The organism is Amphritea atlantica, from assembly GCF_900111095.1.
GTDB lineage: Bacteria > Pseudomonadota > Gammaproteobacteria > Pseudomonadales > Balneatricaceae > Amphritea > Amphritea atlantica.
Map to the genome: position 1 here is coordinate 85,433 of NZ_FOGB01000006.1, position 23,486 is coordinate 108,918.

The window sequence follows — 23,486 nt, forward strand, 5'->3', positions numbered from 1 at the left end:
GCGGGTGCTACTTGCCACGCAGTAATTTAACCATGTTTATAATGCTTTGCTGTGAGGGTTTTTTCCAGCCCTGGTTATTCAGTTTTTCAACAACAGCCGCTCCCTTCGGATCATCAGCCATTCTTTCGAGTATCTCCCGTAAACCGTTTATCCGGGGTTTTAGCTGCGGTGCCACCATCAACAAGGGAAATGCTTTGCGCAGGTGGCTGCGGGCCAGAAGGTTGACCGATGTCAGGCTGAGTTCTGACAACTGGTCGATAAAGTTTTTACTCAGCAGGGCGTAGGGCTGCTGTCCCTGTTGTACTGCTTTGAGTAGTTGCAGCCAGTTTTCGGCATATGCCATGGAGCCGGGCTGGATCTGTTTCTGCTTCAGTGTGGTAAGCCCAAGCCGGTTAGCAAAGGAGCCTTTGATGCCTCCCAGCGAGCAGCCCTGAATGGCGCTTAGTCGATGTTCTGAGGCAGCAGGTCCTGACGCAATAACTACCTCTTCATACACATCAACAGGCTGCATCAGTGGAATAAAGCGATGGTCGCGTATCAGGGAGGGGATTTGCTCAGGGGCGCAATAGACCATCCCGGCATCGCAGAGCTGTTGTTGAAACTCCTCTGCTGTGGTGGTGATCAGGGGGGTAACGGTATCACCGCACTGACGACTCAGATAGATGGCAAATTCGTACCAGCGCTCAGAATCCCGGGCGGTATCATTGGGGGGCGTCAGAAGCCGGATGTTATCCATAACCAGATACCGCGGCAGGTTGGGTTAAGCGTACAGTGGTACACAGTTTCACTGGCGCAAAAAAAAGCAGGCCAGAGGCCTGCTGTGAGATTTTATCGGGCCACGCTACGCTCAATGAAAGCGCTGAGCTCGGCCAGTGGGATCTCCTGCTTTTCTGCATCCCGGCGGCCTTTATATTCCAGCGTGCCCGCTTCAAGGCCGCGATCTGAGATGACGATGCGGTGAGGGATGCCCATCAGCTCCATATCCGCCATCTTAACCCCGGGACTCACTTTAGCCCGGTCATCCAGAATAACGTCGTAGCCCGCCTGAGTCAGGGTCTCATACAGTTTGTCAGCCTGTTCACGCACCGCTTCGGACTTTTCATACTTCAGCGCTACCAGGGCGATACTGAAGGGGGCAATTGCTTCTGGCCAGATAATGCCGTTGTCATCGTAGTTCTGCTCGATAGCGGCAGCCACTACACGGGTAACACCGATACCGTAGCAGCCCATATCCATCGTGACCGCTTTACCATTTTCATCGAGAACGGTGGCGTTCAGCGCTTTGGCGTACTGCTGACCCAGCTGGAAAATGTGGCCTACTTCGATGCCGCGACGGATAACGATTTTACCCTTGCCGCAGGGGCTTGGGTCACCTTCGACAACGTTGCGCAGGTCTGCCACTTCTGGCAGGGCAACATCGCGATCCCAGTTGATACCGAAATAGTGTTTGCCCTCAATATTAGCACCGGCACCAAAGTCAGACATCACTGCAACAGTGCGGTCAACGATGCAGGGAATTGGCAGATTGACAGGGCCCAGGGAGCCGGGGCCGGCACCGATCAGACTCTTGATCGCCGCTTCATCGGCCATCTCCAGAGGTGCTGCAACCTGCGGCAGTTTTTCTGCTTTGATCTCATTGAGGTCGTGATCACCACGCACCAGCAAGGCAACAAAGTCAGCATCACACTCATCGGAGGCTTTAACAAACAGGGTCTTAATGGTTTTTTCAATCGGCAGACCATGCTGCTCAACCAGCTGAGCGATGGTCTTGGCGTTTGGTGTATCCACCAGGGTCATCTCTTCAGTGGGGGCTGCGCGTTCACCTGCTGGTGCTACCGCTTCCGCTTTCTCGATATTGGCGGCGAAGTCGCTGCTGTCGGAAAAAGCGATATCATCTTCACCGGAATCCGCCAGAACATGGAATTCGTGGGAGGAGTTACCGCCAATCGAGCCGTTATCTGCCAGTACCGGACGGTAGTCCAGTCCGATACGGTCAAAGATTTTGCAGTAGGTCTGGTGCATCAGATCGTAGGTCTGTTGCAGCGATTCCAGGTTGCAGTGGAAGGAGTAGGCATCCTTCATAATAAATTCACGTGAACGCATAATGCCGAAGCGTGGCCGCACCTCATCCCGGAACTTGGTCTGAATCTGGTAGAAGTTCGCAGGCAACTGCTTATAGCTGTGAATCTCGTTGCGAACCAGATCGGTGATCACCTCTTCATGGGTTGGGCCAACGCAGAATTCACGGTTATGACGGTCGTGCAAACGTAGCAGTTCTGGACCATATTTTTCCCAGCGGCCAGATTCCTGCCACAGTTCAGCCGGCTGTATCGCTGGCATCAGCACTTCCTGGGCACCGGATTTGTCCATCTCTTCGCGCACAATCCGTTCAACTTTGCGCAGGGTCCGCAGGCCGGTTGGCAGCCAGTTGTACAGGCCAGCGGCCACTTTACGGACCATACCTGACCGCAGCATAAGCTGGTGGCTGATAACTTCAGCATCAGAGGGAGTTTCTTTCAGTGTGGCAATCAGAAATTGGCTGGCTCGCATAGATTTTATAAACCTGAAATCGAATAGATAATTTAGCCGAACATTGTATGTGGCCCGTCCGTCCGGGACAAGAGTCGTGGAGAAGGAAAAAGCAGAAAACCCGCTGAAACCGGGTTAATCGCTGTCGACGCCGAGCTTTTCCAGAATCTGAGGGTCATCAAAGTGGAGATGGCCAATAAAACGGATCGCATGGTCTCCGGGGCGCCTGAGGGCTCCTGGGTTAGAGATTCCCATGGGCCAGAATAGCCAGCGTTCCAGTCGCTCAGAGCCACTTACAAAACCTTGCCGGTTAAATACGGAGCGGTATTTATCCCCGGTCTTCAGCTGCATCAGGCGGGTAAATGGTTGCAGTTGATACTCTGTGCTGACAGGCGGAGGCTGATCGCTTTTCTGGCTGGCGATAAGCAGATGAGAGTCAGCCGTCAGCGAAATCTGCTGTCGACCTCTGTCGGTGTGCAATACAAAGGTGGGCTCATGATAGAGCTCCTGATGGTCGGAATAGCGTGTCCCGGTTGGCAGAATCAGCGTGTACCAGCAGCCACAAAGATGGATGCTGTCATAGGCCAGAATCTCTCCGGAAGGTCTCAGGTGCACCCGAAACAGTACGGCATCGTGCTGTCCGGCAACCAGATCGAAGCTGTTTTCAGCCGGGCGCTCAGGAAACCAGATCAGATAGTTCAGTTGCAGGGTAATCTGGCTGTGATGGATTCCGTAACTGATATAGGTAAAGCTGACTGGTTGCGAGTTTACCTGAAGTTCTCCCTCTGCCCAGTAGGGGGTGCCCGGGCGGTTAACCGGCTGATGGTCAGGCAGTCGCCATAGTGGTGCGTGGTATTCAAGCAGTGACTGTTGCAGCGCCGGGGGCAGGCGGGGCATGCCCAGACTGTTATAGGTGACTGAATCCATATCGGGTGCGGTTGTCGATACTGTTGCGGCGGTATAGGTTGTCCATTGGCTGTCTTGAAGTGTTTCCGGTTGCTGGTATAGCCGGTTATGTTCCCGTATGACGCCCTGCTTAAACAGTAGTGCGGTGATTGGGTAGATGCCGGCAACTCTGGCCAGCGGCTGATAGTCGTCGTCTTCGGGCAGGCTGCGTAGCCAGCGACGGGTTTTATCGGGGGACTGCAACTGTTGCTGCACCAGTGTCTGGCTGCAATGATCGATAAAGCGGCTGGCGTCGTTAATGTCAAAGCGTTGCTGCCATTCCTGCAGCTGGGAAGCCGGGATCAGCCTGGCTTCATTATTAAGGCTGGTCACAGCCAGCTGTGACATCAGGTTAAGCAGATCGGCTAATTGCGTTTCGTTGAGATCGGTCTGGCGATAATAATCCACCAGTCTGTTACTGCGCAGCCAGGGGGCTTTGGCAACCCGCTCTCCCTGTTGCATTCCGCTGTAACTTAGGCTGAGTTGTTGCAACGAGGTCAGTGCTGCAGCGCAGTGCTCAGCGGCCCCGGATTGCGGTGGCAGGGGGCGCAGGCTCTGGCTGCAGCCATTAATCAGCAGGACAACCAGAGGAATCAGGATAGCCTTATACATTTTTACTCTCTTCAGGTATTTGCCCGTGGGGTGCAAGATTGTTGATCTGCTGCCTTGGTGCTACTCCCGCGAGAGACTATAATCGCGCCAATCATTCTTCGGGTAAAAAATAACATGCAGCTGAAACAGATTAACAAAGAGCGTTATAGCAAACATTATAAACAGATCATGGTCGGTGTGGTGATACTGCTTGCAGTGATAGCGTTATCCGTCTCTACTCTCCTGATCCAACTGATGGGTAATCAGGATGGCAGTAATTTCTGGCTGAATGTGGCGGGTGTTGTGGTTGCTGCGGTTGTGGTGGTTTCACTCCTGCGCCGTTACCGTGATCATGAGTATATGTACGAAGTGATCTATGTCTGGGATCTGAAACAGATGCTCAATAAAATTTATCGTAAACAGAAAAAGGTTAAGGCCGCGATTGAAACCGGTGACCGGGATGCAATGGTGATCATGAACTGGAGTTATAACGGTTCTGAGCAGCTCTATAATCTGGACAACAATACTATCACAATGGAAGATCTGCACCGCTCGATGAGAGAGTTACAGCAGACCATTGAGGAGCATGGTTATAGCGTGACGACCGACGAGTTCCGGCCAGAGATGCTGGATAAATATTGATTGAAAAACGGTTCAAAACGGTTCAAAGAAAAAGGCCCGGTGGGCCTTTTTTATTGGCTGTCTGTTATCTGCGCGAATAGCTGTTTATTTGCGCCCGGGGCCTTCAGGAAAACACGCCAGTTCGCTGCTCGGCTCGAACCAGCAGGCGCGGTAGTCGAAGAATATATTGCGACGCGGCCGGACTCCCGGATCATCATCCAGCGAGCCTGCCGGAATGGCAATATTGTTGGCACCTTTAACCTCCCAGGGCAGCGATGAACCACAGCGGCTACAGAAGCATGATGCATAAAACTGAGCGTCAGGGACTTCATAGCGGGTCACCAGCTCCGCTCCGCTAAGCCAGCTGAACTGCTCTGGTGCGACAAACATGAAGGCACCGTGAGCACTGCCAGATGCTTTCTGGCAGCGGGAGCAGTGGCAGTATTGAAAGCCCCGGGGGGCGCCGCTGAACTGGTAACTCACGGCACCGCACAGGCAACTGCCGTGGATGGTCGGCTCGGTTGTGTCTGTCATACTCATAGCTGTTCCATTCTGTGATTGTGTTAATTGTTATTATGCTGCAGAGGGGTGTTTATACTTAGAATAATTTGGGTTCTTCCTCAGGCCGGGGTGTTTTCAGCGTCACCTCCCGTTGTGGGAATGGAATCTCCACTCCGGCCTCTCTGAATGCCTGGTAGACTGCGCCGTTGATCTGAAACTGTAACTCGAACTGCTGTTTGGTTGGCACCCAGTAGCGATAGGCAATATTCACGGATGAGTCACCGAAGCTGGCGATACCCACCTGAGGAGCCGGGTCTTTGACGATTGAGGGATGGTTAAGCAGTTGCTGACGGGTCAGTTCGATCGCTCGGTCGGGGCTGGCGGAGTAACTGATCCCTATGGCACCTTCCACAAGGGTGTTTTCGAATGAGTTGATCAGTACTTCGCCGACTATGTGCTTGTTGGGGATAGTGATAATTTCACCATCCTCAGTTGACAGCTGGGTATAGGCCAGGCGGATCTCTTCAACAACACCGCAGACATCGTTACAGCGGATCGTGTTGCCCACAACAAACGGGCGGGTGAGGATAATGGTAAAACCTGCTCCATAGTTGGAGAAAACCCCCTGTAGCGCCAGACCAATACTGAGGGAGACCGCGCCGATAGCGGCGATAAAGGGGGCGACACTGATGCCAAACTTGCCCAGACAGATCACGGCAACCATCGCGATCAGCAGCAGTTTAACGGTACTGCTGATGAAATTACTGAGGGTGACGTCAACATTGTGACGCAGGCAAACCCTGAGCGTCAGTTTGCCAACCCAGCGGGCGATGATCAGGCCTATGATCAGAATGATAATCGCCCCGATCACCTGAAAGCTGTAGTTAACGAAGAAATCGATAATCAGGGTATAAAATTGTGTCAGAGTAGCCAGCTCGTCCTTGATCATGGACGGGTCTCCTATATTGGTAGCCTCTGCTTCAGAGGCAACTAGCTGGCGCGGCGTTGGGTATCGGGCTCGCAGCCATCCAGCAACTCAATAAATTCGATCAACTGATCGAGCTGTCTCTCATTGTAGACCGGAAATCCGTTTCGCATAAGTTCATCAGCCGTTGCGCCGGAACCTGCTTTCAGCGTGCCGGTGAAGTTGCCATCGTAAACTTCGAGATTACCGCATGAAGGGCTGCGGGATTTAAGCAAAGCGCAGCAGCAGCCTTCCCGCTGAGCTATCTCCAGCGTTTTTTCAGCGCCTGAGAGAAACTGTGGAGTGACATCTTCACCATCAGTACTGGTAATTCGCAGGGGAAATTTATCCTGAATTTCTGCGGCAGCACGTGGGGTTGGAAGTCCGCCTTCCTGTTCCGGGCAGACCGGTATAAGACGTCCTTGCTGCTGTAAGTGGCGGATGAAATCGTTATCTATCAGGTTGTCTCTGCCGTCGTAACGGACCTTGCAACCTAACAGACACGCACTGATTAGTATTTTATTTTTCTTATTCATCATTCAGATTGCGCATTGCTTATGTGTGACAGTGTATGACGGAGCGGATTCTAACAGTTAAAACGCTTATGACAATTAAACTAACGCTTAAAGGTGACAATTGTATGATCTGAGGCAGTCTCACCGGTTCAATTCAGAGATTTAAAGCGGATTTTTTTTCAATTTACTGTTTACGAATTGGATGTGTTTAGGGTATATACTTAGGGGAAATCCCTTATTTGAGCCCTGTTGTGAATATTCAGGGCGGGGCACTGATAGTTAAAACCAGGAATACCCGATGGATCTGAATCTTACCGAAGAGCAGCAGATGATTCAGGATGCCGCGCGCCGCTTTGCGGAAAGTGAGCTGGCACCTGTTGCTGAGCAGCTGGATCAAACCAAAGATCGAAATATTCTCACCGCTCACTGTAAACAACTGGCTGAACTTGGCTTTATGGGGCTGAATATCGATGCTCAATTTGGAGGCACTGACGCGGGAGCGGTGGCTTTCAGTATTGCCGTAACTGAGATCGCCAGGGCCTGCGCATCAACGGCGGTAACCATGTCGGTAACCAATATGGTTGCTGAGGTGATACAGGTGGTCGGTAGTGAAGAGCAGAAACAGCATTATCTGCCGAAAATATGCAGTGGCGAATATCTGAGCGGTAGCTTTTGTCTTACTGAAGCCGGGGCTGGATCGGATCCAGCTGCGATGCGCACCAAAGCGGTGAAAACCGAGAATGGCTGGGCAATCAGCGGTACTAAACAGTGGATCACCAGTGCTGAATTTGCCGGCGTATATGTGGTCTGGGCAGTGACCGATCCTGATGCCCGGAAGGGTAAGGGGATTACCTGCTTTCTGGTGCCTGCCGATGCCGCCGGTATCACTGTCGGTCCGGCAGAGAAAAAGATGGGACAGCACGGTTCAGCGACCAATGAAGTGCATTTTGATCAGTGCGAAGTACCGGATAGTGCCATTCTGGGCAAACTCAATGATGGCTTTCGCATCGCCGTGGCTGAACTGGCCGGAGGACGTATTGGTATCGGTTCTCTGGCACTGGGTGTGGGGCTGGCGGCGATGGAGTACGCAATAGCCTATACCAGAGAGCGGCAGCAGTTTGGTAAGCCGATCGCTGACTTTCAGGGGCTGCAATGGATGATTGCTGACCGGATGACCGAACTTGAAGCCGCCCGGTTACTGCTGATGAGTGCCGCCGACCGTAAACAGCGGGGCATGAGTTTTGCCAAAGAGGCCTCCATGGCAAAACTGTTTGCCAGTGAAAAAGCGAATCAGGCCTGTTACACAGCCCTGCAGCTGTTGGGCGGGTATGGTTACATGCAGGAGTACCCACTGGAGCGAATGAGCCGGGATGTCCGGATCACCTCAATTTATGAGGGCACCAGTGAGATTCAGCGTGTCATTATCGCCCGTGAAATTCTTCAGGCTGCAGGTTGAGATCGGTTTGAAAACGCCATTGAAAGGTCTGAAGGTGCTTGACCTGTCAACGCTGTTGCCGGGGCCCTATGCCAGTATGTTACTGGCGGATCTGGGCGCTGATATTCTGCGGGTTGAGTCAGCATCGCGACATGATCTGGTGCGCGGTATGCCGCCACAGATTGATGGTCAGTCAGCAGCCTTCGGTTATCTTAACCGGGGTAAACAGTCGCTGGCGCTGAACCTTAAACACCCCGAAGCTGTGAAAGTAATAAGTGAGTTGGTGGGCGAATACGATATTCTCATCGAACAGTTTCGCCCTGGGGTGATGGCGCGGCTGGGGCTGGATTATGAAACCCTCAGACAGGTCAATCCGCAACTGATCTATTGCTCCATTACCGGCTATGGTCAGACGGGACCTTATCGCGACCGGGCAGGTCACGATATTAACTATCTGGCGTTGTCAGGGGCTGCCAGCCATATGGGACGCAAATCTCAGGGGCCCGCTCCGATGGGGTTGCAGGTGGCAGATGTCGCTGCCGGCTCACACCCCGCGGTGATTTCGATACTGGCCGCGGTGATCGGTCGTCAGAGCAGTGGAGAGGGATGTTATCTGGATATCTCTATGGCTGACAATACCCTGGCGTTACAGGCGCTGATGGTGCCCGCTGCGCTGAATGGCGGTAAAGACCCGGAACCGGAAGGTAACTTTCTCAACGGTGCTGGCGTCTATGACTACTATCGCACCGCCGATGATCGCTACATATCGGTCGGCAGTCTCGAACCTCAGTTTCGTCAGCGGCTGGCACAGGCGATGAATATCCAGGATAACCCACCTTTGGAAGAGCGCCAGTTCAAGACGCTGTTGCAACAGAAATTTATTCATCGTGATCTCAACAGCTGGTGCGAGCAACTGGCGGCACTGGATATCTGCGTGGAGCCGGTGTTAACCGTTTCTGAAGCGGCACAGCACCCCCAGTTTATTGCCCGGCAGATGATTGTCACCCGAGATAATGGCGAGCGGCAGCTCGGCTCGGCTTTAGGGTTTGAGCGTCAACCGATCAGATCGGCGCCCCGGTGTGGTGAACAGGCAGAACAGATAATGATACAGCTGGGATATAGCCCGGGCGAAATTGAAACCCTCAGAGAGAGCGGTTTGTTTGATTAGACAGAAATGATTTCAGAGTGCAAATAAAGGGAAGAACCTGCGACATGAGGTCGGTTGTACTACACCTCCGCAGGGCCTTAATAAACATAATAACGAGGCAGATAATGACTATTGCTAACTATCAGGAATTCTACGATTCCTTTACTCCGTCCATGATTGAAGCACAGCTGATCGGTGATCTGAAACAGGGATTTAATGTCTGTGAAGAGATCTGTGATCGCTGGGCAGAAGACCCGTCCCGGGTGGCGCTAAACTACGAAGGGGCCAGTCGGCCCGCCTCCAGTCATACCTTCGCTGAGCTTCAGCGAAGGGCTGCACAGTTTGCTAATCTGCTGGCGTCCAGAGGGATAGGCAAGGGTGATCGGGTAGCCTGCCTTATGCCAAGAACACCTGAACTACTGGTCGTTGTATTAGGCGTCCTGCGGGCCGGAGCCGTTTATCAGCCGCTGTTTACCGCCTTTGGCAGTGGCGCGATAGAGTACCGTGTCAGCCAGGCAGACACCAAGCTGTTAGTGACTGATCCCGATAATATTGGCAAGCTTGATGCGGTTAATGGCTGTCCACCGATTCTGCTGTTCAATCGTGATGGCGCAGAGGCAAAGTATGCTGAACTTGCCGACTTTGAAACTGAGCTTAACGAGCAGGAATCTGTTTTTGAACCTGTGCGAATTGGCGCTGATGATCCATTTTTGCAGATGTTTACCTCGGGTACTGTGGGCAAAGCCAAAGGGGTGGCCGTGCCTGCCCGGGCGCTGTTGTCGTTTTATGTCTATATGCGTTATGCCATCGGCCTGCATCCTGAAGACCGTTACTGGAATGTAGCCGATCCGGGTTGGGCCTACGGCTTGTACTATGCGGTCGTCGGTCCTTTATTGCTGGGCAACACCACCCACTTCAATGAAAACGCCTTCACGCCGGAAACCACTTACGCCATGCTGCGTAAATACAGAATAACCAATCTTGCGGCGGCACCAACGGCGTACCGTCTGTTGATGGCAAACGATAGTCTGCTGACCGCCGATGACCGTTTTGAGCTGCGCCTGGCCAGCAGTGCCGGCGAACCGCTTAACCCGGAAGTTATCGGCTGGGTGGAGCGGCGTCTGGGTTGTCCGGTGATGGATCATTATGGTCAGACTGAAACCGGCATGACCGCCTGCAACCACCATGATCTTGAACAGCGGATTGTGAGAGTGGGCTCAATGGGCTTCTCTATGCCGGGGCATCGGGTGGTTGCGCTGGATAATGATCTGAATGAGCTGGGCGAGGGGCAGATCGGTGAGCTGGCGGTGGATATGGAGAAGTCTCCGCTGTTCTTCTTTCCGGGATACACCTGGGGAGAGAAAAATCCATTCCGGGGCAAATACTATCTCACCGGTGATGTTGTCATCAGCCACGGCGATGGCAGTTACTCTTTCAATGGCCGGGATGACGATATCATCACTACGGCGGGCTACCGTGTCGGGCCTTCGGATGTCGAGAGCACCCTGCTGGAGCATGAGGCTGTTGCTGAAAGTGGCGTGATCGGTAAACCGGATCAGGAGCGGGGCGCGATTATCAAAGCCTATGTGGTGCTCAAATCACAGTATGATCCCAGTGATGAGCTGGCCACAGAGTTAAAGAACCATGTTCGCAGTCGCTTATCGACCCACGCGTTCCCGCGGGAGATCGAATTTATGGCGGAACTGCCAAAAACGCCAAGCGGCAAGATTCAGCGGTTTATTCTGCGCAACCGGGCCAAAGATGAAGCGGATGGTTTATAACAATGACGGTTGAGCGTCACGCTCTGCCGACGGAGTACCGGGTAAGAAACCCGGGCTTTGCGGCGGAGGTAGAGCGGGTCTTTTACCAGGCGCCCTTTGTCAGGGAACTCGGCTTTAAACTGGTGAGTTTTGAAGCGGGGCGCTGTGAAACTGAACTGCTACTGCAGGAAAAACATCTGCAGCAGGACGGCTATGTACATGCCGGGGTGCAAGCAACTCTGGCGGATCACTCCGCCGGTACAGCCGGGGCAACGTTACTGGCGGCGGGCCAGATTGTGCTGACCGCTGAGTTTAAAATAAACCTGTTACGGGCCGCCAGGGGAGAACGATTAAGCTGCCGCGCCTGGGTATTGAAGCCCGGGGGCAGTCTGATCATCGCAGAATCTGAAATATACTCTCACGCGGGCGAACGGGCAGAGCTGGTATCAAAAGCCACTGTGACGCTGGCGGTAGTGGAGACTGCGAAACAAACATAAAACAATAATAACAAGGGGATTTTTTCTATGCCGGTAATGACCATTGAGCAGATGAACCGCTTTCTGGCTGAGCACTTTCCTCAGGGTGAAAAGTTTGGTGTGCTAACCGGGTTGGGGGATAGCTGGGCGGAGATGAAACTGCCGGTGGCTGATGATCATCTGCGTCCCGGTGGCACGGTGTCCGGCCCCTCGATGATGGCGCTGGCAGATGTCTGTATGTATGCCGCACTGCTGGGGCAGATCGGTCCTGTGGCACTGGCAGTCACCACCAATCTGAATATCAATTTCATGAGCAAACCTGAGGCCGGTCGCGATCTTCTGGCCCGTTGTAGCCTGATGAAGGTCGGTAAACGACTGGCGGTAGGTGAGGTGTGGATTCGCTCTGAAGGTTGCGACGAGTTAGTCGCCCATACCACGCTGACCTACTCCATACCTGCGGAGCGTTGATCATGGATGAGATCCGATGGCAGGAACGGCTGCTGACCCTCAATGATGGAACCGAGATCTTTGCCCTGCATGGCCAGCATCACCATAACGAAGGCTGGGACAGGCCTACACTGGTGCTGTTGCATGAGGCGCTGGGCCATATCGATATGTGGAAGGATTTTCCGCAGCAGCTGGCCGATGAAACCGGTCTCGATATTTTTGTTTATGAACGTCGGGGTTATGGTCGTTCATCACCGATTACGCTCCCCCGGCCAGATGACTATCTTGAGCAGGAGGGGCGGGATTGGCTTAAACCGGTGCTGGATGCTGCCGGACTGGATCAGGTGGTGCTGGTGGGACACAGTGACGGCGGATCCATTGCACTGATAGGTGCGGCTTGTCTGCAGGACAGGGTGGTCGCCATTATCACTGAAGCGGCCCATATCCGTATCGACCCGCTCACGACGGCGGGCATCCATGAAGCCGTTGAACTGTACAACAGTACCGATCTGCCGACGCGGTTAGCCCGTTATCATGGTGATCGCACCGATCTGCTGTTTCGCGCCTGGCATGAAACCTGGCTACGGCCGCGGTTCAAGCCACTGGATCTGACCGGCTGGCTGAAAGAGATTCACTGCCCGGCGCTGATTATGCAGGGAGAGGATGATCAATACGGCGAACGGTCGCAAGTGGAAGATATTGTCAGTGGTATAGGGGAGAGCGCCGAAGCGCTGTTTCTGCCGAACTGCGGCCATGTGCCCCATCTGCAGGCACAACAAGCTACATTGAAATCGATGCAGCGGTTTATTGAAGCGCTGAAGATATAGGCCAGATCGAGATCGTTGAAGCGCTAAAGCCTATTAATCCTCTAAAGCTTACTAACACTGTAAAGCTTACTAAGACTGTAAAGCTTACTAAGACTGTAAAGCTGCGCCCGCTGCTGGGGCGCTTCACGACATATGTGACCTCCCACTGTTTTTTACAAACCCTATTCCATAACGTTATTTTCTGTGTGAGTATTGGGGTATAAGGAATTAAGCAAAACAGAACCAGGGATTAAGAACAAGAATGAATCTTATTAACGGTCACTCTGTCGTCTTTCTGCACATATACGACAAACTGTCGTGTTTTTACAAAGTAGAACCTTTATTGAATTCAATAGCATTCAGAGGGTTATCTGGTTTTTCTAATCTGATTCGCAACGGTCATATACGACAACTTGTCGTATTTCCCCGAACGCACTGTCGTATATTTAGCTGTTAGCTTCATAAGAGATAAAAATGACGAATCAATTACTGCCCCCACAGGATTGGGATGAATTTGAACAGCTTTGTCATGGGTTATGGATAGAGCTGTTGTCAGATCCAGAAGCAAAAATGCATGGTCGTAGAGGTCAATCTCAAAACGGTGTTGATGTCTATGGCTATGATCATAGAAATGGAAGTCGAGAATTGGTAGGGATTCAATGCAAAGGAAAAGATAATTACCTTGAGAGAAATGTCTCGGAGGCTGAGCTGAGAGAAGAAATTGCGAAAGCCATTTCATTTAAGCCAGCCATCAGTAAATTTATTTTGGCTACAACAGGAAATAGAGACGCAAATATACAAGCATTTACTCGAGCTATTAATGCTGAAAACGTTAACGCAGGTGGGTTTACTGTTTCGACTTGGAGCTGGCCTGACATATCTGAAAAAGTTCAAGATTATCCTGCTTTACTCAGGAAATTTTATCCTGAAATTTTTGTTAGCCCAAACTTATATAGAACACACGATTCGCTCAACTTTACCATTCCATTAAGTAATGATCACGAACAAAAGATCGCGGCACTGTTTGAAGTTGATGATATGCGTGGGGAAATGTTACCTGAATTCAGGCATGAGGTTCGGGATTTTGTATTGGAGGTTGCTTCAAATTCCTTTAGGCATGGTCAAGCAAGGAAGCTTGAGATTAAAATATTCTCAAAATCTATTCAAATAAAAGAAAATGGAGAAAAGTTTAATCCTATTGCTGAGTCAGGAAATATAAATACGGGAATTGATATGCAAGGTTTGAAGTACATAAGCTACTTCATAAACCAATATAAAGATGAATTAGATGCATCTTATGAATTTAATGTTGTTCATTCAAACAATGTGATTTCATTAAATTTCAATAATCCAATTATTCGAGTTAAGCCTGATCCCTGTCTGATTTCTTTTTCGGATTTTCAGTTCATAGGAAGAGCAGAAGCTGAAACAGCGGGAGAATCGCAGCAGTTTCACAGCGAATGTAAAGTCTATACACTTCATATATCTCGGAAGGATTTCATGATGAGCTCTTTATATATGTATCTCAGTAAAGTGGTTTCTAGGTTACCTCATGGGAAGAAGCTAAGATTGATTCTTCCTAATAAACATCACAAAGAGATGGTCGAAAGCTGGTTTGACCCACAAATTGTCGTGGTGGTTGCGAGTTAAAGAGCTAACAATCCAATGCACGCGGAGCCAGCTACGTTGCGCTATTTTTGTGGTGTCGCTACGCTCCCTTGTACCACAAAAATAACTCCACTCCGCTGGCCCGGTGATTGGGGCGTTATACGTAAACAAGAGTTAAGGTTATGGAGTCAATTTTAGAGTTAATGAAATCAATACCAGCAACTGCGTGGAGTGCTTTAGCTACTGCTATAGTTACTTCTGGAATTGCATATATTGGCGTTTCGTATACAAATAGAGAAAACATGAGACGTCTGACTGCACAACATGAACATGACCGTAGGTTACGCCAAGATGAAATTGAACGTGAAAGAGCAGAAGAACTTTATGTAAGCATCAAGAAGTTTTGTAGTCGAATGATTTCAGATCACTTTCCATATCTTAGGGTCATGAAAGGACAGTTCGAGTACGAGAAGGCTTTGGATATGACTTTAGAATCCAGCGAAAAGAGGGATTACGACCCGGAAAGAATTCATATGATTGCAGATATGTATTTTCCTGAACTTTCAGTACACATTAAAGACATTGTTGAAGAGAATGGAAAAGTTCTGGACGTTAGAGAGGTATTCAAACACAAATACCAATCAGGTATTACTCAAGATGAAGAAATGGCTTCTTTGTATCTGGAGAAAATAGAAAATCTAATTATCTCAGCTAGAGATCTTGAGAAAAAAGTTATTAGCGTGGTTAAAAACGTATAACAATGGCGTTAAACGTAAAAAGCTAAAGGGGTTAAAGCACTTTAATTACTCTGATCAGAACGAGGGGAGATGCGAGACAGGGAAATTGGGGTAGGCCTTGCATTTTGCAGGTTAAGAAAATTGGATTAACTCTCGTGCAAAACTTAAGACCCGCCCCCGGGATTTTTGATTGTCAGCGGTGATATACGACAACTTGTCGTATTTCCCCGAACGCACTGTCGTATATTTGGTGTTATACATAAATTGAACAAAACCTATGAAACTACTAACTGAAGTTATAGATGTGAATGAACTTCATTCACTGAGAATATTACTTGAATCCAATGGAATTGCGTTCCACGTGGGTAACGAAGATTCAGCTAGAAACTTCGGTTTTATCTATCCTGCTAGAAAATACAATATATTTATATTGTATGAGAAACAATATGACGAAGCGATGAAACTGTTAGAAAATGAAGATCACGTTGTGACCGCTTCAATAAATCTAGATCAACACCGAAGATTTATGGTAGAAGAAAAAACTAGATCAATGAACCAAATATACAAAGTTGTAATGTATTCATTCGTTGTGATCGTCATAATTTTTGCCTGTTTCGTTTGGTACATGGAGGCAACCCATTAATGAAAGCTAAACGGGTCAAAGCCTGTGGTATCCCCACGAATAACGTCTAACGGCGCCCAGAGAGAACCAAACAATCGCCCAGCGTTACAGCTGAGCTGACTGATTTACCAGTTCCGGCAGGCTTTCTGCCCGCATTTTACTCATCACCCGGGAGCGGTGCACTTCAACGGTTTTTGGACTGATGCCCAGCTCTTCGGCGATCTCGCGGTTGGCTTTGCCGCTGACAACCAGCGCCATCACCTCCCGTTCACGGCGGCTCAGGCTGTCATAAAGTTTTCGAACCTGCTCCTGCTGCTGCCGGTCGGCGAACATCTCATCGGCTTTTTTCAGCGCATTCTGCACCAGTGGGATCAGCACTTCATCGTCGAACGGTTTTTCCAGGAAATCGATGGCACCGTTTTTCATCGCGGTGACCGCCATCGGAATATCACCATGGCCGCTGAGTACGACGATAGGCAGGCGGATATCCCGTTCCAGCATGATCTGCTGGAGTGCCAGACCATTGATTTCAGGCATACGGACATCCAATAGCATGCAGCCCTTATCGCCTTTGTAATTGCTGAGAAAGTCCCGGGCTGAGGAGAAGCTCTGAACCGGCAGATCGTCACTTTCCAATAACCATTGCATCGAATCGCGAAAGTCATCATCGTCATCAACAATAAAAACGGTACCGTTGTGTCTGCTCATGTTTACCCACTAGCCCTTCGCTGGAAGTTTAATATAGAACTGAGTGCCTGTCTGACCGTCACTTTCTGCCCACAGCTGACCGCCGTGTGCCTCGATGATCGTTCTCGAAATCGATAGTCCCATGCCAAGTCCGGTCGATTTTGAGGTGAAGAACGGTTCAAACAGTTTGCTTAATATCTCTGCGCTAATGCCATTGGCATGATCTGCAACTGAAATATAGATGTAATCTTTTGCCTTACGGGTGCTTATGATAACGGGCCGATGAGTTTTTTCACAGTCGTTATACGCTTCGATTGCGTTGCGAATCAGATTGACCAGAACCTGTTCGATCTGAATTTTATCCGCCAGAATCGGCAGCTCTCCATGTTCCAGTTCAAATTGAAACGTTGTGTTGTGGTCCAGCGCTTCCTGTTTGAGGAATTCGGCGATCTCCTGGCAGCTTTCATTGAGCGAGAACTCCATTCGCTGGTATTCGGTTTTTTTAACAAAACTGCGCATCCGCTTAACGATCTCTGCTGCCCGTTTGGCCTGTCGGGTGATCAGTTCCATCGATTTGCCAATCTCTTCGACGGTGGTGATTCGCCCCTCATCAATACGGCGCATCGAGCCCCGGCAATAATTGAGGATAGCGGCCAGCGGCTGGTTGATCTCATGGGCCAGTCCTGACGCCATCTCACCCACGGAGAGCAGGCGGGCGATATGAGCCATCTCCAGCTGATTGCGTTTCATCTCCTCTTCGGCTTTGCGGCGCAGGGTGATATCCCGACCTATGATCGAGTAATACTCCACCTGCATATCATCGTTAAGATTGCGGTGGGCGATAACCTCGCGGATCTCTGCGGTGCGGTCCCGTCCGGACGGCAGTTGCATTTTGATACTGCCATACCAGGTGCCATGAGCCGCAGCATGACTCAGGGCGTCCTGCACCAGCGTGGCAAAGATCCTCGGTTCAAACATCTGCTCCAGATAGAACACCATCGGGTTCTCTTTTTCGGTACCGAGGGTGATGTAGGTGGCCTCGTTCATGTAGGTCAGTTGCATGGTTTTATGGTTGCAGAACATGATCATATCGGAGGACGCTTCTACCACCCGTGCCAGCCGGCGGGTCGCTTGCTGCGCTAGCGTCTGTTCTGTGACATCACGGGAGACACAAACCACTTCGATCGGTTTGCCATCAGCGTCACGCAGGGTGCGGCTGGTGGTTTCCAGCCAGATATAGTGACCATTCTTATGTTTATAACGGAACACATTGGTATACATCCCTTTACGGTAACGTACTGAGTCTGAGCGTTTGATCAGGTTATCAGCATCTTCCGGGTGAAACAGATCATAGCCTGCGGTGCCGATCATCTCTTCGACGGTGTAGCCGAGCATTCGCTCAACCGCCGGGCTGACATCGAGAAATGTCCATTCCGGTGTTGGCGTGTGGCGGGAGATCATATCGGTGGACTGCTCTACCAGAAAGCGGGAGCGCTCTCCCTCATCCATTTCACTGATCGCTTTCAGTTCTTGTTCTATACTCATTGTTGCTCGCTGATAAGGGATAAACCCCTAAAAAAATATTATCCGCTGTTGAGTCTGCTCTGCTTTTGACTTAAGACTAACTTGTTTAGTCAGGGTAATTACGTATTATATCCGATGCAATCAGGGTAAACCCTAGGCTGTGAGTATTTCGTAGCGGTTTTAAAAAATTATAATACTGCGCCTGCTGGCTGAACGTGACGCGGTATTCTTCAGGGCTAATGACTATGTCGACACATTCTAATCCGTATCAGTTCGGGCTGGACAAAAACAGCGCCAATTTCTCAGCGATGAGTCCGTTAAGTTTTCTTGAACGCTCCGCCTGGGTCTATCCAAATCACCTGGCGGTGGTGCATCAGCAAACCCGCCGCACCTGGGCAGAAACCTATAGCCGTTGCCGTCAGCTTGCCAGTGCGCTGAGTCAGAAGGGGATAGGTGAGGGGGATACCGTGGCGGTAATGGCGCCCAATCTGCCGGAACTGTTCGAAGCCCATTTCGGGGTGCCGATGTGTGGCGCAGTGCTGAATGCACTGAATGTACGTTTAGATGCTGAAGCGCTCGCTTTTATCCTGCAACACGGTGAAGCTAAGGTCGTGATGGTTGATCGTGAGTTCTCTGAGGTCATCAGTAAAGCTCTGAAAATGATCCCCCATAAACCATTAGTGATCGATATCGATGATCCCTATTATGAGGGTGGAACGCTGATCGGTAGTTGTGACTATGAAGCCTTTATCGCGACCGGGGACCCTGCATTTGACTGGCAGATGCCGGATGATGAATGGAACGCCATTAGTCTGAACTACACCTCTGGAACCACCGGCAATCCGAAAGGGGTGGTTTACCATCATCGTGGTGCCTATCTTAATGCGATGAGTAATATTGTCTGCTGGGATATGGGGCATCATCCGGTTTACCTCTGGACCCTGCCGATGTTCCATTGTAATGGCTGGTGTTTTCCCTGGAGCCTGGCGGCATCTGCCGGAGTCAGTGTCTGCCTGCGACATGTGCGCGCCGATGACATCTACGCCGCGATCAAACAGGAGAAGGTGAATCATTTCTGTGGTGCACCGATTGTGCTGAATATGCTGAATAACGCGCCGGATGAGATGAAAGCGGGAATCAGTCACGCGGTTAAAGTGATGACGGCGGGGGCAGCACCGCCGGCTGCGGTGATACAGGGGATGGAGAAGATGGGCTTTACGGTTACCCATGTCTATGGGCTGACAGAGACCTATGGCCCGTCGGTGGTGTGTGAATGGCATCAGGAGTGGAATGATCGTACCGATGATGAGATCGCCCGTTTGAAATCCCGACAGGGGGTTCGTGCCCCGATGCTGGATGGTCTGATGGTTGCCGATCCGGTGACGCTGGAGCCGGTGCCTCAGGATGGTCTGACCATGGGCGAGATCTTTATGCGCGGGAATCTGGTGATGAAAGGTTATCTGAAAAATCCCTCCACTACGGAAGAGAGCTTTGCCGGCGGCTGGTTCCATTCCGGCGACCTGGCGGTGTGGCATCCCGATGGGTATATCGAGATTAAAGACCGTTCCAAGGATATTATTATTTCCGGTGGCGAGAATATCTCCTCCATTGAGGTGGAGGATGTTCTGTACCGTAACAGCAGTGTGATGGAAGCGGCGGTCGTTGCCCGTGACGATGAAAAGTGGGGGGAGGTGCCCTGTGCCTTTGTCAGTCTGAAGGAGGGGGCTGAAGTGTCAGAACAGGAGATTATCGATTTCTGTCGTGAAAATATGGCCAATTTCAAAGCACCGAAAAAAGTTGTTTTTGGTCCGCTCCCTAAAACCTCAACCGGTAAAATTCAGAAGTTTGTCTTGCGTGATAAAGCCAACTCTGATGAGTAGTAATATCACCGTTGCTGTTGCATAAAGCTAATAACGTTTAAAGAGACCTTCGGGTCTCTATTTCATTTCTGCGCCAACAGGGTGATCAACTCCAGACACTTAGCGGAGGGTCATTCGCGACCGCTGAAACGATGCTCCTGGCGGTGACAATGCCAATGGTTGTGCCATAGTTGTCGACTACCGGAAGTGTTTCAAGATCATAATGATCCATCACCTGGGCCGCCCGGCGGATACTGGTGACAGGCTCTGCCGTGATCACATCGCCAGAGAGATAGTCTCTGACAGTGGAAATTTTCAGTAATCCCAGTGCTTCGCCCGTCTCGATCAGATGACCGATGATTGAGTCGTAGGAGATCATCCCGATAATACAGTTCTGAGCATTGACTACGGGTAACTCATTAAAAGGACTTTGCTGTATCGCCAGAAGTGCCTGATAGGCGGGTTGCTCTGCAGGCAGGTTTGTAAATGCATCGCTCATCACCTCATAGAGGTGGTGCAGTTCATCTTTCGGTTGAGCATGGATCAGTTGCCGATAAGCATCCAGAGCTTTAGGTGTGATCCTGTGAGCAGTGTCGCTTTGCCGCTTGAGTTGTTCATCTGTACTGCGGTTCTGCGTTCCGGATCTGGCCCGGTACAGCGCTTCCAGCGTATCGTGGAAGGCCCGCCCGTTGGGGCTGTATACTGAGAACATAGGATTCCTCTACCACCAACTCTGATTATCTAACCGGGTTTACGGGGTGCAACCTGGTTCAGATCAGTCAGTGCAGGTTCACAGCGAGTTTTTAATCTGATCCCTTATCGCTTCAGCTTCTTTTTTACGCTGTTCAAGCCGGGCGATATCACTGCTGGTCAGTTCTTTCTCCCGCAGGGCAAAGTCTATCTGCCGTAGCGCTTTATCGGTTGCGCCGGTGAGCAGAAAATATTCTATACGGGCTTCGTGCACTCCCAGAGTATAGCCGGCCAGTCCCTGAGTCTCAGCCAGTTCATACCAGATATAGCTGTTGGTGGGGTATTTCTGGCTCAGGTCAGTGAGAATCCGGGCTGATTTTTTAAACTGATTATTGGCCCTGAGTGCTTTGGCGTACAGCTGACGAACCGGATAGCTGTCGGGGTAGAGTTTGTTTAATAGCTCCAGTCGTTGTAAAGCTTTCTCGTGCTCCCCTGCTGCCAGTTCCAGTTCCGCATAACTCAGACGGATATAAAGGTGTTGTCCTATAGAGTCCGGGAGGCCGTCGAGGGCTTGTTGCGCCTGTTTATAGTCCCTGTTCTTTAACAGTGCCAGTGCCAGACCGTATCGGCTCATTGGGTTACTGCTGGCACTCTCCTGATAGGTCTTGATCAGTTGCCGGAGGTCGCTGGCATAATGCACCTCAACACGTTTTTTGATCAGTTGAAAATCGTAGCGCTGAGGCTTGAAAGCTGGGCTTGGAAGCTGGCTGGCTCGGTTTTCGGCATCCGCTATACGTGATTCTGTGACCGGATGGGTGAGCAGAAACTCCGGGGGTTTCTGGCCCAGGAAGCGGCTTGAGCGCTGAATCCGGGAAAACATACGCGGCATCGCGTGGGGATCATAACCTGCGTTAACCAGGTTGAGCATGCCGATACGGTCAGCTTCCTGCTCGTTGCGGCGGGTAAAGTTTATACCGGCCTGCTGGCCTGCGGCCATCGATGAGGTGATGCCCGCCATACCTGCCTGCGGGTCAGCCGAGGCAACCAGAATACTGGCCAGAATACCTGCCAGCATCAAGGGCGTATTACGCCGGCTCTCCTCAAGCTGCTGGGCATAGTGCCGCTGTGACAGGTGAGCCAGCTCATGCGCAATAACCGATGCCAGCTCCTCCTCATCTTTTGCTCCAAGGAGTAACCCTGCATTGATACCGACGACGCCCCCGGGTACCGCAAAGGCGTTGAGAACCGGACTATCCAGGACGATCAGTTCGAGCCGGTGATCCTGTAGCTGACTGTTGGCTGCAATCTGCCACAACAGGCTGTCAATATAGTTTACGATCAGCGGGTCGCCATATTCCGGAGCCCTGCCGCGCAGTAGGCGTGCCCAGGTACGGCCCAGCTGGAACTCCTGCTCGAGGGATATGGTGCCGGAGCTGCTGGCGATAACGGGCAGGTCATCGGCCTGCACGGGGGTGACCGGATTGAGTGCCAGGATACCTGCCAGCAGATAACATGAAAGTCCAGTTCGCAAATCGTTGATCCTTATACTAAGTTTCCACTGCAGCAAAAGCAGTTAAACGTAATTGTGGATTATAATAACCCGTTTTTTGGTATATATTGCAGGCCTCTTATCTGTATCAGGAATAATTCCATGACTGAGACCCATTGGGATGAGCAACTCGATGCCCGCGGCCTGAATTGCCCGCTACCGCTGTTAAAAGCGAAGCAGGCGTTACATAAGCTGGAGCCGGGTAAAGTCCTCAAAGTGGTCGCGACCGATGCCGGATCTCAGCGGGATTTCAAGGCGTTTGTCGATCAGTCAGACCACCGGATGCTGGAATCGTTCAGCAATGACGGTCAGTATACCTATATTATTCAGCGCGGCTAACAGGGAGCAGAGTGTGAGAAAAATTTTCAGCAAATGGATCGACAATTACTTCTCTAATGAGGAGGTAATGCTGTTGTTGGTGCTGCTGGCAGGAGCACTGGGAATCATTCTCTATCTGGGGCAGGCACTGACACCGGTGTTTACCAGTATTATCCTGGCTTTTCTGATGCAGGGGATGATTGTCTGGTTGAAAGAGCATAATGTTCCCCATCTGGCATCGGTGCTGCTGGTGTTCACTCTGTTTATCAGTGTGCTGCTGTCGTTGCTGCTGTTTATTATGCCGCTGGCCTGGAAACAGTCGGTAAACCTGTTCAATGAACTGCCGGGGATGGTAACGCAGGCTAAGAAGGTGTTGTTACTGTTACCACAGCAATATCCGGATGTTTTTTCAGAACAGCAAATTACCCAGATTATCGATCTGGCAACCACCGAGCTGAGAAAAGTGGGCCAGATGGTGGTGACTTACTCGCTTAACTCCATTACCGGATTGATTGCGCTGCTGATCTATGTCGTTCTGGTGCCGATACTGGTGTTTTTCTTTCTTAAAGATGGCAGCAGCCTGGTGCGCTGGTGGGTCTCTTTTCTGCCACAGAAGAAAGAGATGCTGACTCAGGTATGGACGGAAATGGATCAACAGATCGCCAACTATGTCCGGGGTAAAGTGATTGAAATCGTGATTGTCGGCTCGGTGACCTATGTGGCGTTTGCCTTTCTGGGAATCAACTATGCGGCTTTGCTGGGAATTATGGTCGGTCTGTCGGTGCTGATCCCCTATATCGGTGCGGCACTGGTGACGCTGCCGGTGGCGCTGATCGGTTTTTTTCAGTGGGGCTGGACCAATGAGTTCTGGTACCTGATGCTGGCCTACGGCATTATTCAGGCCCTCGATGGCAACGTATTAGTGCCACTGCTGTTCTCTGAAGCGGTGAACCTACACCCTGTTTCGATTATTATCGCGGTGCTGGTGTTTGGCAGTATCTGGGGGTTCTGGGGGGTGTTTTTTGCCATCCCGCTGGCTACCCTGATCAAAGCTATCCTCAATGCCTGGCCTAATAGCCACTCTTTTATTCAGGATGCCGGACGGGATTCGTAATATAACAAAGCCGGCTGCAGGCCGGCTTATTTAATTGAACA

General features: G+C 50.9%; 22 protein-coding genes. 12 read left to right on the forward strand and 10 right to left on the reverse strand.

The genetic code is table 11. The annotated features are described in order from the left end of the window. Positions 1-7 precede the first annotated feature (7 nt). The 3 genes from BMY09_RS11495 to BMY09_RS11505 form a co-directional block, all read right to left on the reverse strand. Complete coding sequence (locus BMY09_RS11495; protein WP_091358171.1) at positions 8-736, reverse strand: PhnD/SsuA/transferrin family substrate-binding protein; 729 nt, start codon at positions 734-736, stop codon at positions 8-10. Positions 737-828: 92 nt separating this feature from the next. Further along, the gene (locus BMY09_RS11500; protein ID WP_091358173.1) at positions 829-2,550 is read right to left on the reverse strand and encodes a proline--tRNA ligase; all 1,722 of its coding nucleotides are present in this window, start codon (positions 2,548-2,550) and stop codon (positions 829-831) included. A gap of 114 nt (positions 2,551-2,664) precedes the next feature. Next, positions 2,665-4,086: a hypothetical protein gene (locus BMY09_RS11505; protein WP_091358176.1), complete on the reverse strand. Its 1,422-nt coding sequence runs from the start codon at positions 4,084-4,086 to the stop codon at positions 2,665-2,667. Positions 4,087-4,200: 114 nt separating this feature from the next. On the opposite strand from BMY09_RS11505, the gene BMY09_RS11510 reads away from it, so the two are divergent. Then, positions 4,201-4,707, forward strand: a complete 507-nt coding sequence (locus BMY09_RS11510; protein WP_091358177.1) for a DUF3087 family protein — start codon at positions 4,201-4,203, stop codon at positions 4,705-4,707. Between the two features lie 84 nt (positions 4,708-4,791). On the opposite strand, the gene BMY09_RS11515 is transcribed toward BMY09_RS11510, so the two are convergent. From BMY09_RS11515 to BMY09_RS11525, 3 genes are read right to left on the reverse strand one after another with little or no spacing between them, the layout of a single operon-like run. Continuing rightward, positions 4,792-5,226: a GFA family protein gene (locus BMY09_RS11515; protein WP_091358180.1), complete on the reverse strand. Its 435-nt coding sequence runs from the start codon at positions 5,224-5,226 to the stop codon at positions 4,792-4,794. A 58-nt stretch (positions 5,227-5,284) separates the two neighbouring features. Then, positions 5,285-6,136, reverse strand: coding sequence for a mechanosensitive ion channel family protein (locus BMY09_RS11520; RefSeq protein ID WP_091358182.1), 852 nt, complete (start codon positions 6,134-6,136; stop codon positions 5,285-5,287). Between the two features lie 41 nt (positions 6,137-6,177). Then, positions 6,178-6,690 (reverse strand): 2-thiouracil desulfurase family protein, encoded by a 513-nt coding sequence (locus BMY09_RS11525; RefSeq protein ID WP_245756565.1) that lies wholly within the window; start codon positions 6,688-6,690, stop codon positions 6,178-6,180. A gap of 274 nt (positions 6,691-6,964) precedes the next feature. Between BMY09_RS11525 and BMY09_RS11530 the strand changes: the two genes are divergently transcribed. The 8 genes from BMY09_RS11530 to BMY09_RS11565 all read left to right on the forward strand — a co-directional run bounded on the left by BMY09_RS11530 (position 6,965) and on the right by BMY09_RS11565 (position 15,103). Further along, complete coding sequence (locus BMY09_RS11530) at positions 6,965-8,122, forward strand: acyl-CoA dehydrogenase family protein (RefSeq protein ID WP_091358184.1); 1,158 nt, start codon at positions 6,965-6,967, stop codon at positions 8,120-8,122. Beyond that, positions 8,082-9,269, forward strand: coding sequence for a CaiB/BaiF CoA transferase family protein (locus BMY09_RS11535; RefSeq protein ID WP_245756566.1), 1,188 nt, complete (start codon positions 8,082-8,084; stop codon positions 9,267-9,269). Before BMY09_RS11530 ends, BMY09_RS11535 begins: the two co-directional genes overlap by 41 nt. Positions 9,270-9,373: 104 nt before the next feature. Further along, complete coding sequence (locus BMY09_RS11540; RefSeq protein WP_091358187.1) at positions 9,374-11,029, forward strand: AMP-binding protein; 1,656 nt, start codon at positions 9,374-9,376, stop codon at positions 11,027-11,029. Positions 11,030-11,031: 2 nt separating this feature from the next. Beyond that, positions 11,032-11,505 (forward strand): PaaI family thioesterase, encoded by a 474-nt coding sequence (locus BMY09_RS11545; RefSeq protein WP_091358190.1) that lies wholly within the window; start codon positions 11,032-11,034, stop codon positions 11,503-11,505. Between the two features lie 27 nt (positions 11,506-11,532). Further along, complete coding sequence (locus tag BMY09_RS11550; RefSeq protein ID WP_091358192.1) at positions 11,533-11,952, forward strand: PaaI family thioesterase; 420 nt, start codon at positions 11,533-11,535, stop codon at positions 11,950-11,952. Between the two features lie 2 nt (positions 11,953-11,954). Beyond that, complete coding sequence (locus BMY09_RS11555) at positions 11,955-12,758, forward strand: alpha/beta fold hydrolase (protein WP_091358194.1); 804 nt, start codon at positions 11,955-11,957, stop codon at positions 12,756-12,758. A gap of 453 nt (positions 12,759-13,211) precedes the next feature. Further along, the gene (locus BMY09_RS11560; RefSeq protein ID WP_091358197.1) at positions 13,212-14,387 is read left to right on the forward strand and encodes a restriction endonuclease; all 1,176 of its coding nucleotides are present in this window, start codon (positions 13,212-13,214) and stop codon (positions 14,385-14,387) included. Positions 14,388-14,527: 140 nt separating this feature from the next. Continuing rightward, the gene (locus BMY09_RS11565) at positions 14,528-15,103 is read left to right on the forward strand and encodes a hypothetical protein (protein WP_091358198.1); all 576 of its coding nucleotides are present in this window, start codon (positions 14,528-14,530) and stop codon (positions 15,101-15,103) included. A gap of 706 nt (positions 15,104-15,809) precedes the next feature. Here BMY09_RS11565 and BMY09_RS11575 read toward each other — a convergent pair. Together BMY09_RS11575 and BMY09_RS11580 are read right to left on the reverse strand one after the other, a co-directional pair. Continuing rightward, positions 15,810-16,412, reverse strand: a complete 603-nt coding sequence (locus BMY09_RS11575; protein ID WP_091358202.1) for a response regulator transcription factor — start codon at positions 16,410-16,412, stop codon at positions 15,810-15,812. 9 nt (positions 16,413-16,421) lie between these two features. Next, positions 16,422-17,936, reverse strand: coding sequence for a PAS domain-containing sensor histidine kinase (locus BMY09_RS11580; protein WP_091358205.1), 1,515 nt, complete (start codon positions 17,934-17,936; stop codon positions 16,422-16,424). A 224-nt stretch (positions 17,937-18,160) separates the two neighbouring features. On the opposite strand from BMY09_RS11580, the gene BMY09_RS11585 reads away from it, so the two are divergent. Beyond that, positions 18,161-19,795, forward strand: coding sequence for an acyl-CoA synthetase (locus BMY09_RS11585; protein ID WP_091358207.1), 1,635 nt, complete (start codon positions 18,161-18,163; stop codon positions 19,793-19,795). An 85-nt stretch (positions 19,796-19,880) separates the two neighbouring features. Here BMY09_RS11585 and BMY09_RS11590 read toward each other — a convergent pair whose 3' ends face one another. Together BMY09_RS11590 and BMY09_RS11595 are read right to left on the reverse strand one after the other, a co-directional pair. Then, entirely contained in the window at positions 19,881-20,486 is a 606-nt protein-coding gene (locus BMY09_RS11590) for a CBS domain-containing protein (protein ID WP_091358209.1), read from the reverse strand. A 78-nt stretch (positions 20,487-20,564) separates the two neighbouring features. After that, positions 20,565-21,995: a M48 family metalloprotease gene (locus BMY09_RS11595; RefSeq protein WP_091358211.1), complete on the reverse strand. Its 1,431-nt coding sequence runs from the start codon at positions 21,993-21,995 to the stop codon at positions 20,565-20,567. Between the two features lie 120 nt (positions 21,996-22,115). On the opposite strand from BMY09_RS11595, the gene BMY09_RS11600 reads away from it, so the two are divergent. After that, positions 22,116-22,352 carry a sulfurtransferase TusA family protein gene (locus BMY09_RS11600; RefSeq protein ID WP_091358213.1) on the forward strand — a complete coding sequence of 79 codons (237 nt, stop codon included), beginning with the start codon at positions 22,116-22,118 and terminating at the stop codon, positions 22,350-22,352. Positions 22,353-22,365: 13 nt separating this feature from the next. Then, positions 22,366-23,445, forward strand: a complete 1,080-nt coding sequence (locus tag BMY09_RS11605; protein ID WP_091358216.1) for an AI-2E family transporter — start codon at positions 22,366-22,368, stop codon at positions 23,443-23,445. Positions 23,446-23,486: the final 41 nt, after the last annotated feature.

What these genes read in the sequence shown, in the direction of transcription:
- BMY09_RS11495 (WP_091358171.1), bottom strand. Translation starts at nt 736, where the DNA reads ATGGATAACATCCGGCTTCTGACGCCCCCCAATGATACCGCCCGGGAT.
- BMY09_RS11500 (WP_091358173.1), bottom strand. Translation starts at nt 2,550, where the DNA reads ATGCGAGCCAGCCAATTTCTGATTGCCACACTGAAAGAAACTCCCTCT.
- BMY09_RS11505 (WP_091358176.1), bottom strand. Translation starts at nt 4,086, where the DNA reads ATGTATAAGGCTATCCTGATTCCTCTGGTTGTCCTGCTGATTAATGGC.
- BMY09_RS11510 (WP_091358177.1), top strand. Translation starts at nt 4,201, where the DNA reads ATGCAGCTGAAACAGATTAACAAAGAGCGTTATAGCAAACATTATAAA.
- BMY09_RS11515 (WP_091358180.1), bottom strand. Translation starts at nt 5,226, where the DNA reads ATGAGTATGACAGACACAACCGAGCCGACCATCCACGGCAGTTGCCTG.
- BMY09_RS11520 (WP_091358182.1), bottom strand. Translation starts at nt 6,136, where the DNA reads ATGATCAAGGACGAGCTGGCTACTCTGACACAATTTTATACCCTGATT.
- BMY09_RS11525 (WP_245756565.1), bottom strand. Translation starts at nt 6,690, where the DNA reads ATGATGAATAAGAAAAATAAAATACTAATCAGTGCGTGTCTGTTAGGT.
- BMY09_RS11530 (WP_091358184.1), top strand. Translation starts at nt 6,965, where the DNA reads ATGGATCTGAATCTTACCGAAGAGCAGCAGATGATTCAGGATGCCGCG.
- BMY09_RS11540 (WP_091358187.1), top strand. Translation starts at nt 9,374, where the DNA reads ATGACTATTGCTAACTATCAGGAATTCTACGATTCCTTTACTCCGTCC.
- BMY09_RS11545 (WP_091358190.1), top strand. Translation starts at nt 11,032, where the DNA reads ATGACGGTTGAGCGTCACGCTCTGCCGACGGAGTACCGGGTAAGAAAC.
- BMY09_RS11550 (WP_091358192.1), top strand. Translation starts at nt 11,533, where the DNA reads ATGCCGGTAATGACCATTGAGCAGATGAACCGCTTTCTGGCTGAGCAC.
- BMY09_RS11555 (WP_091358194.1), top strand. Translation starts at nt 11,955, where the DNA reads ATGGATGAGATCCGATGGCAGGAACGGCTGCTGACCCTCAATGATGGA.
- BMY09_RS11560 (WP_091358197.1), top strand. Translation starts at nt 13,212, where the DNA reads ATGACGAATCAATTACTGCCCCCACAGGATTGGGATGAATTTGAACAG.
- BMY09_RS11565 (WP_091358198.1), top strand. Translation starts at nt 14,528, where the DNA reads ATGGAGTCAATTTTAGAGTTAATGAAATCAATACCAGCAACTGCGTGG.
- BMY09_RS11575 (WP_091358202.1), bottom strand. Translation starts at nt 16,412, where the DNA reads ATGAGCAGACACAACGGTACCGTTTTTATTGTTGATGACGATGATGAC.
- BMY09_RS11580 (WP_091358205.1), bottom strand. Translation starts at nt 17,936, where the DNA reads ATGAGTATAGAACAAGAACTGAAAGCGATCAGTGAAATGGATGAGGGA.
- BMY09_RS11585 (WP_091358207.1), top strand. Translation starts at nt 18,161, where the DNA reads ATGTCGACACATTCTAATCCGTATCAGTTCGGGCTGGACAAAAACAGC.
- BMY09_RS11590 (WP_091358209.1), bottom strand. Translation starts at nt 20,486, where the DNA reads ATGTTCTCAGTATACAGCCCCAACGGGCGGGCCTTCCACGATACGCTG.
- BMY09_RS11600 (WP_091358213.1), top strand. Translation starts at nt 22,116, where the DNA reads ATGACTGAGACCCATTGGGATGAGCAACTCGATGCCCGCGGCCTGAAT.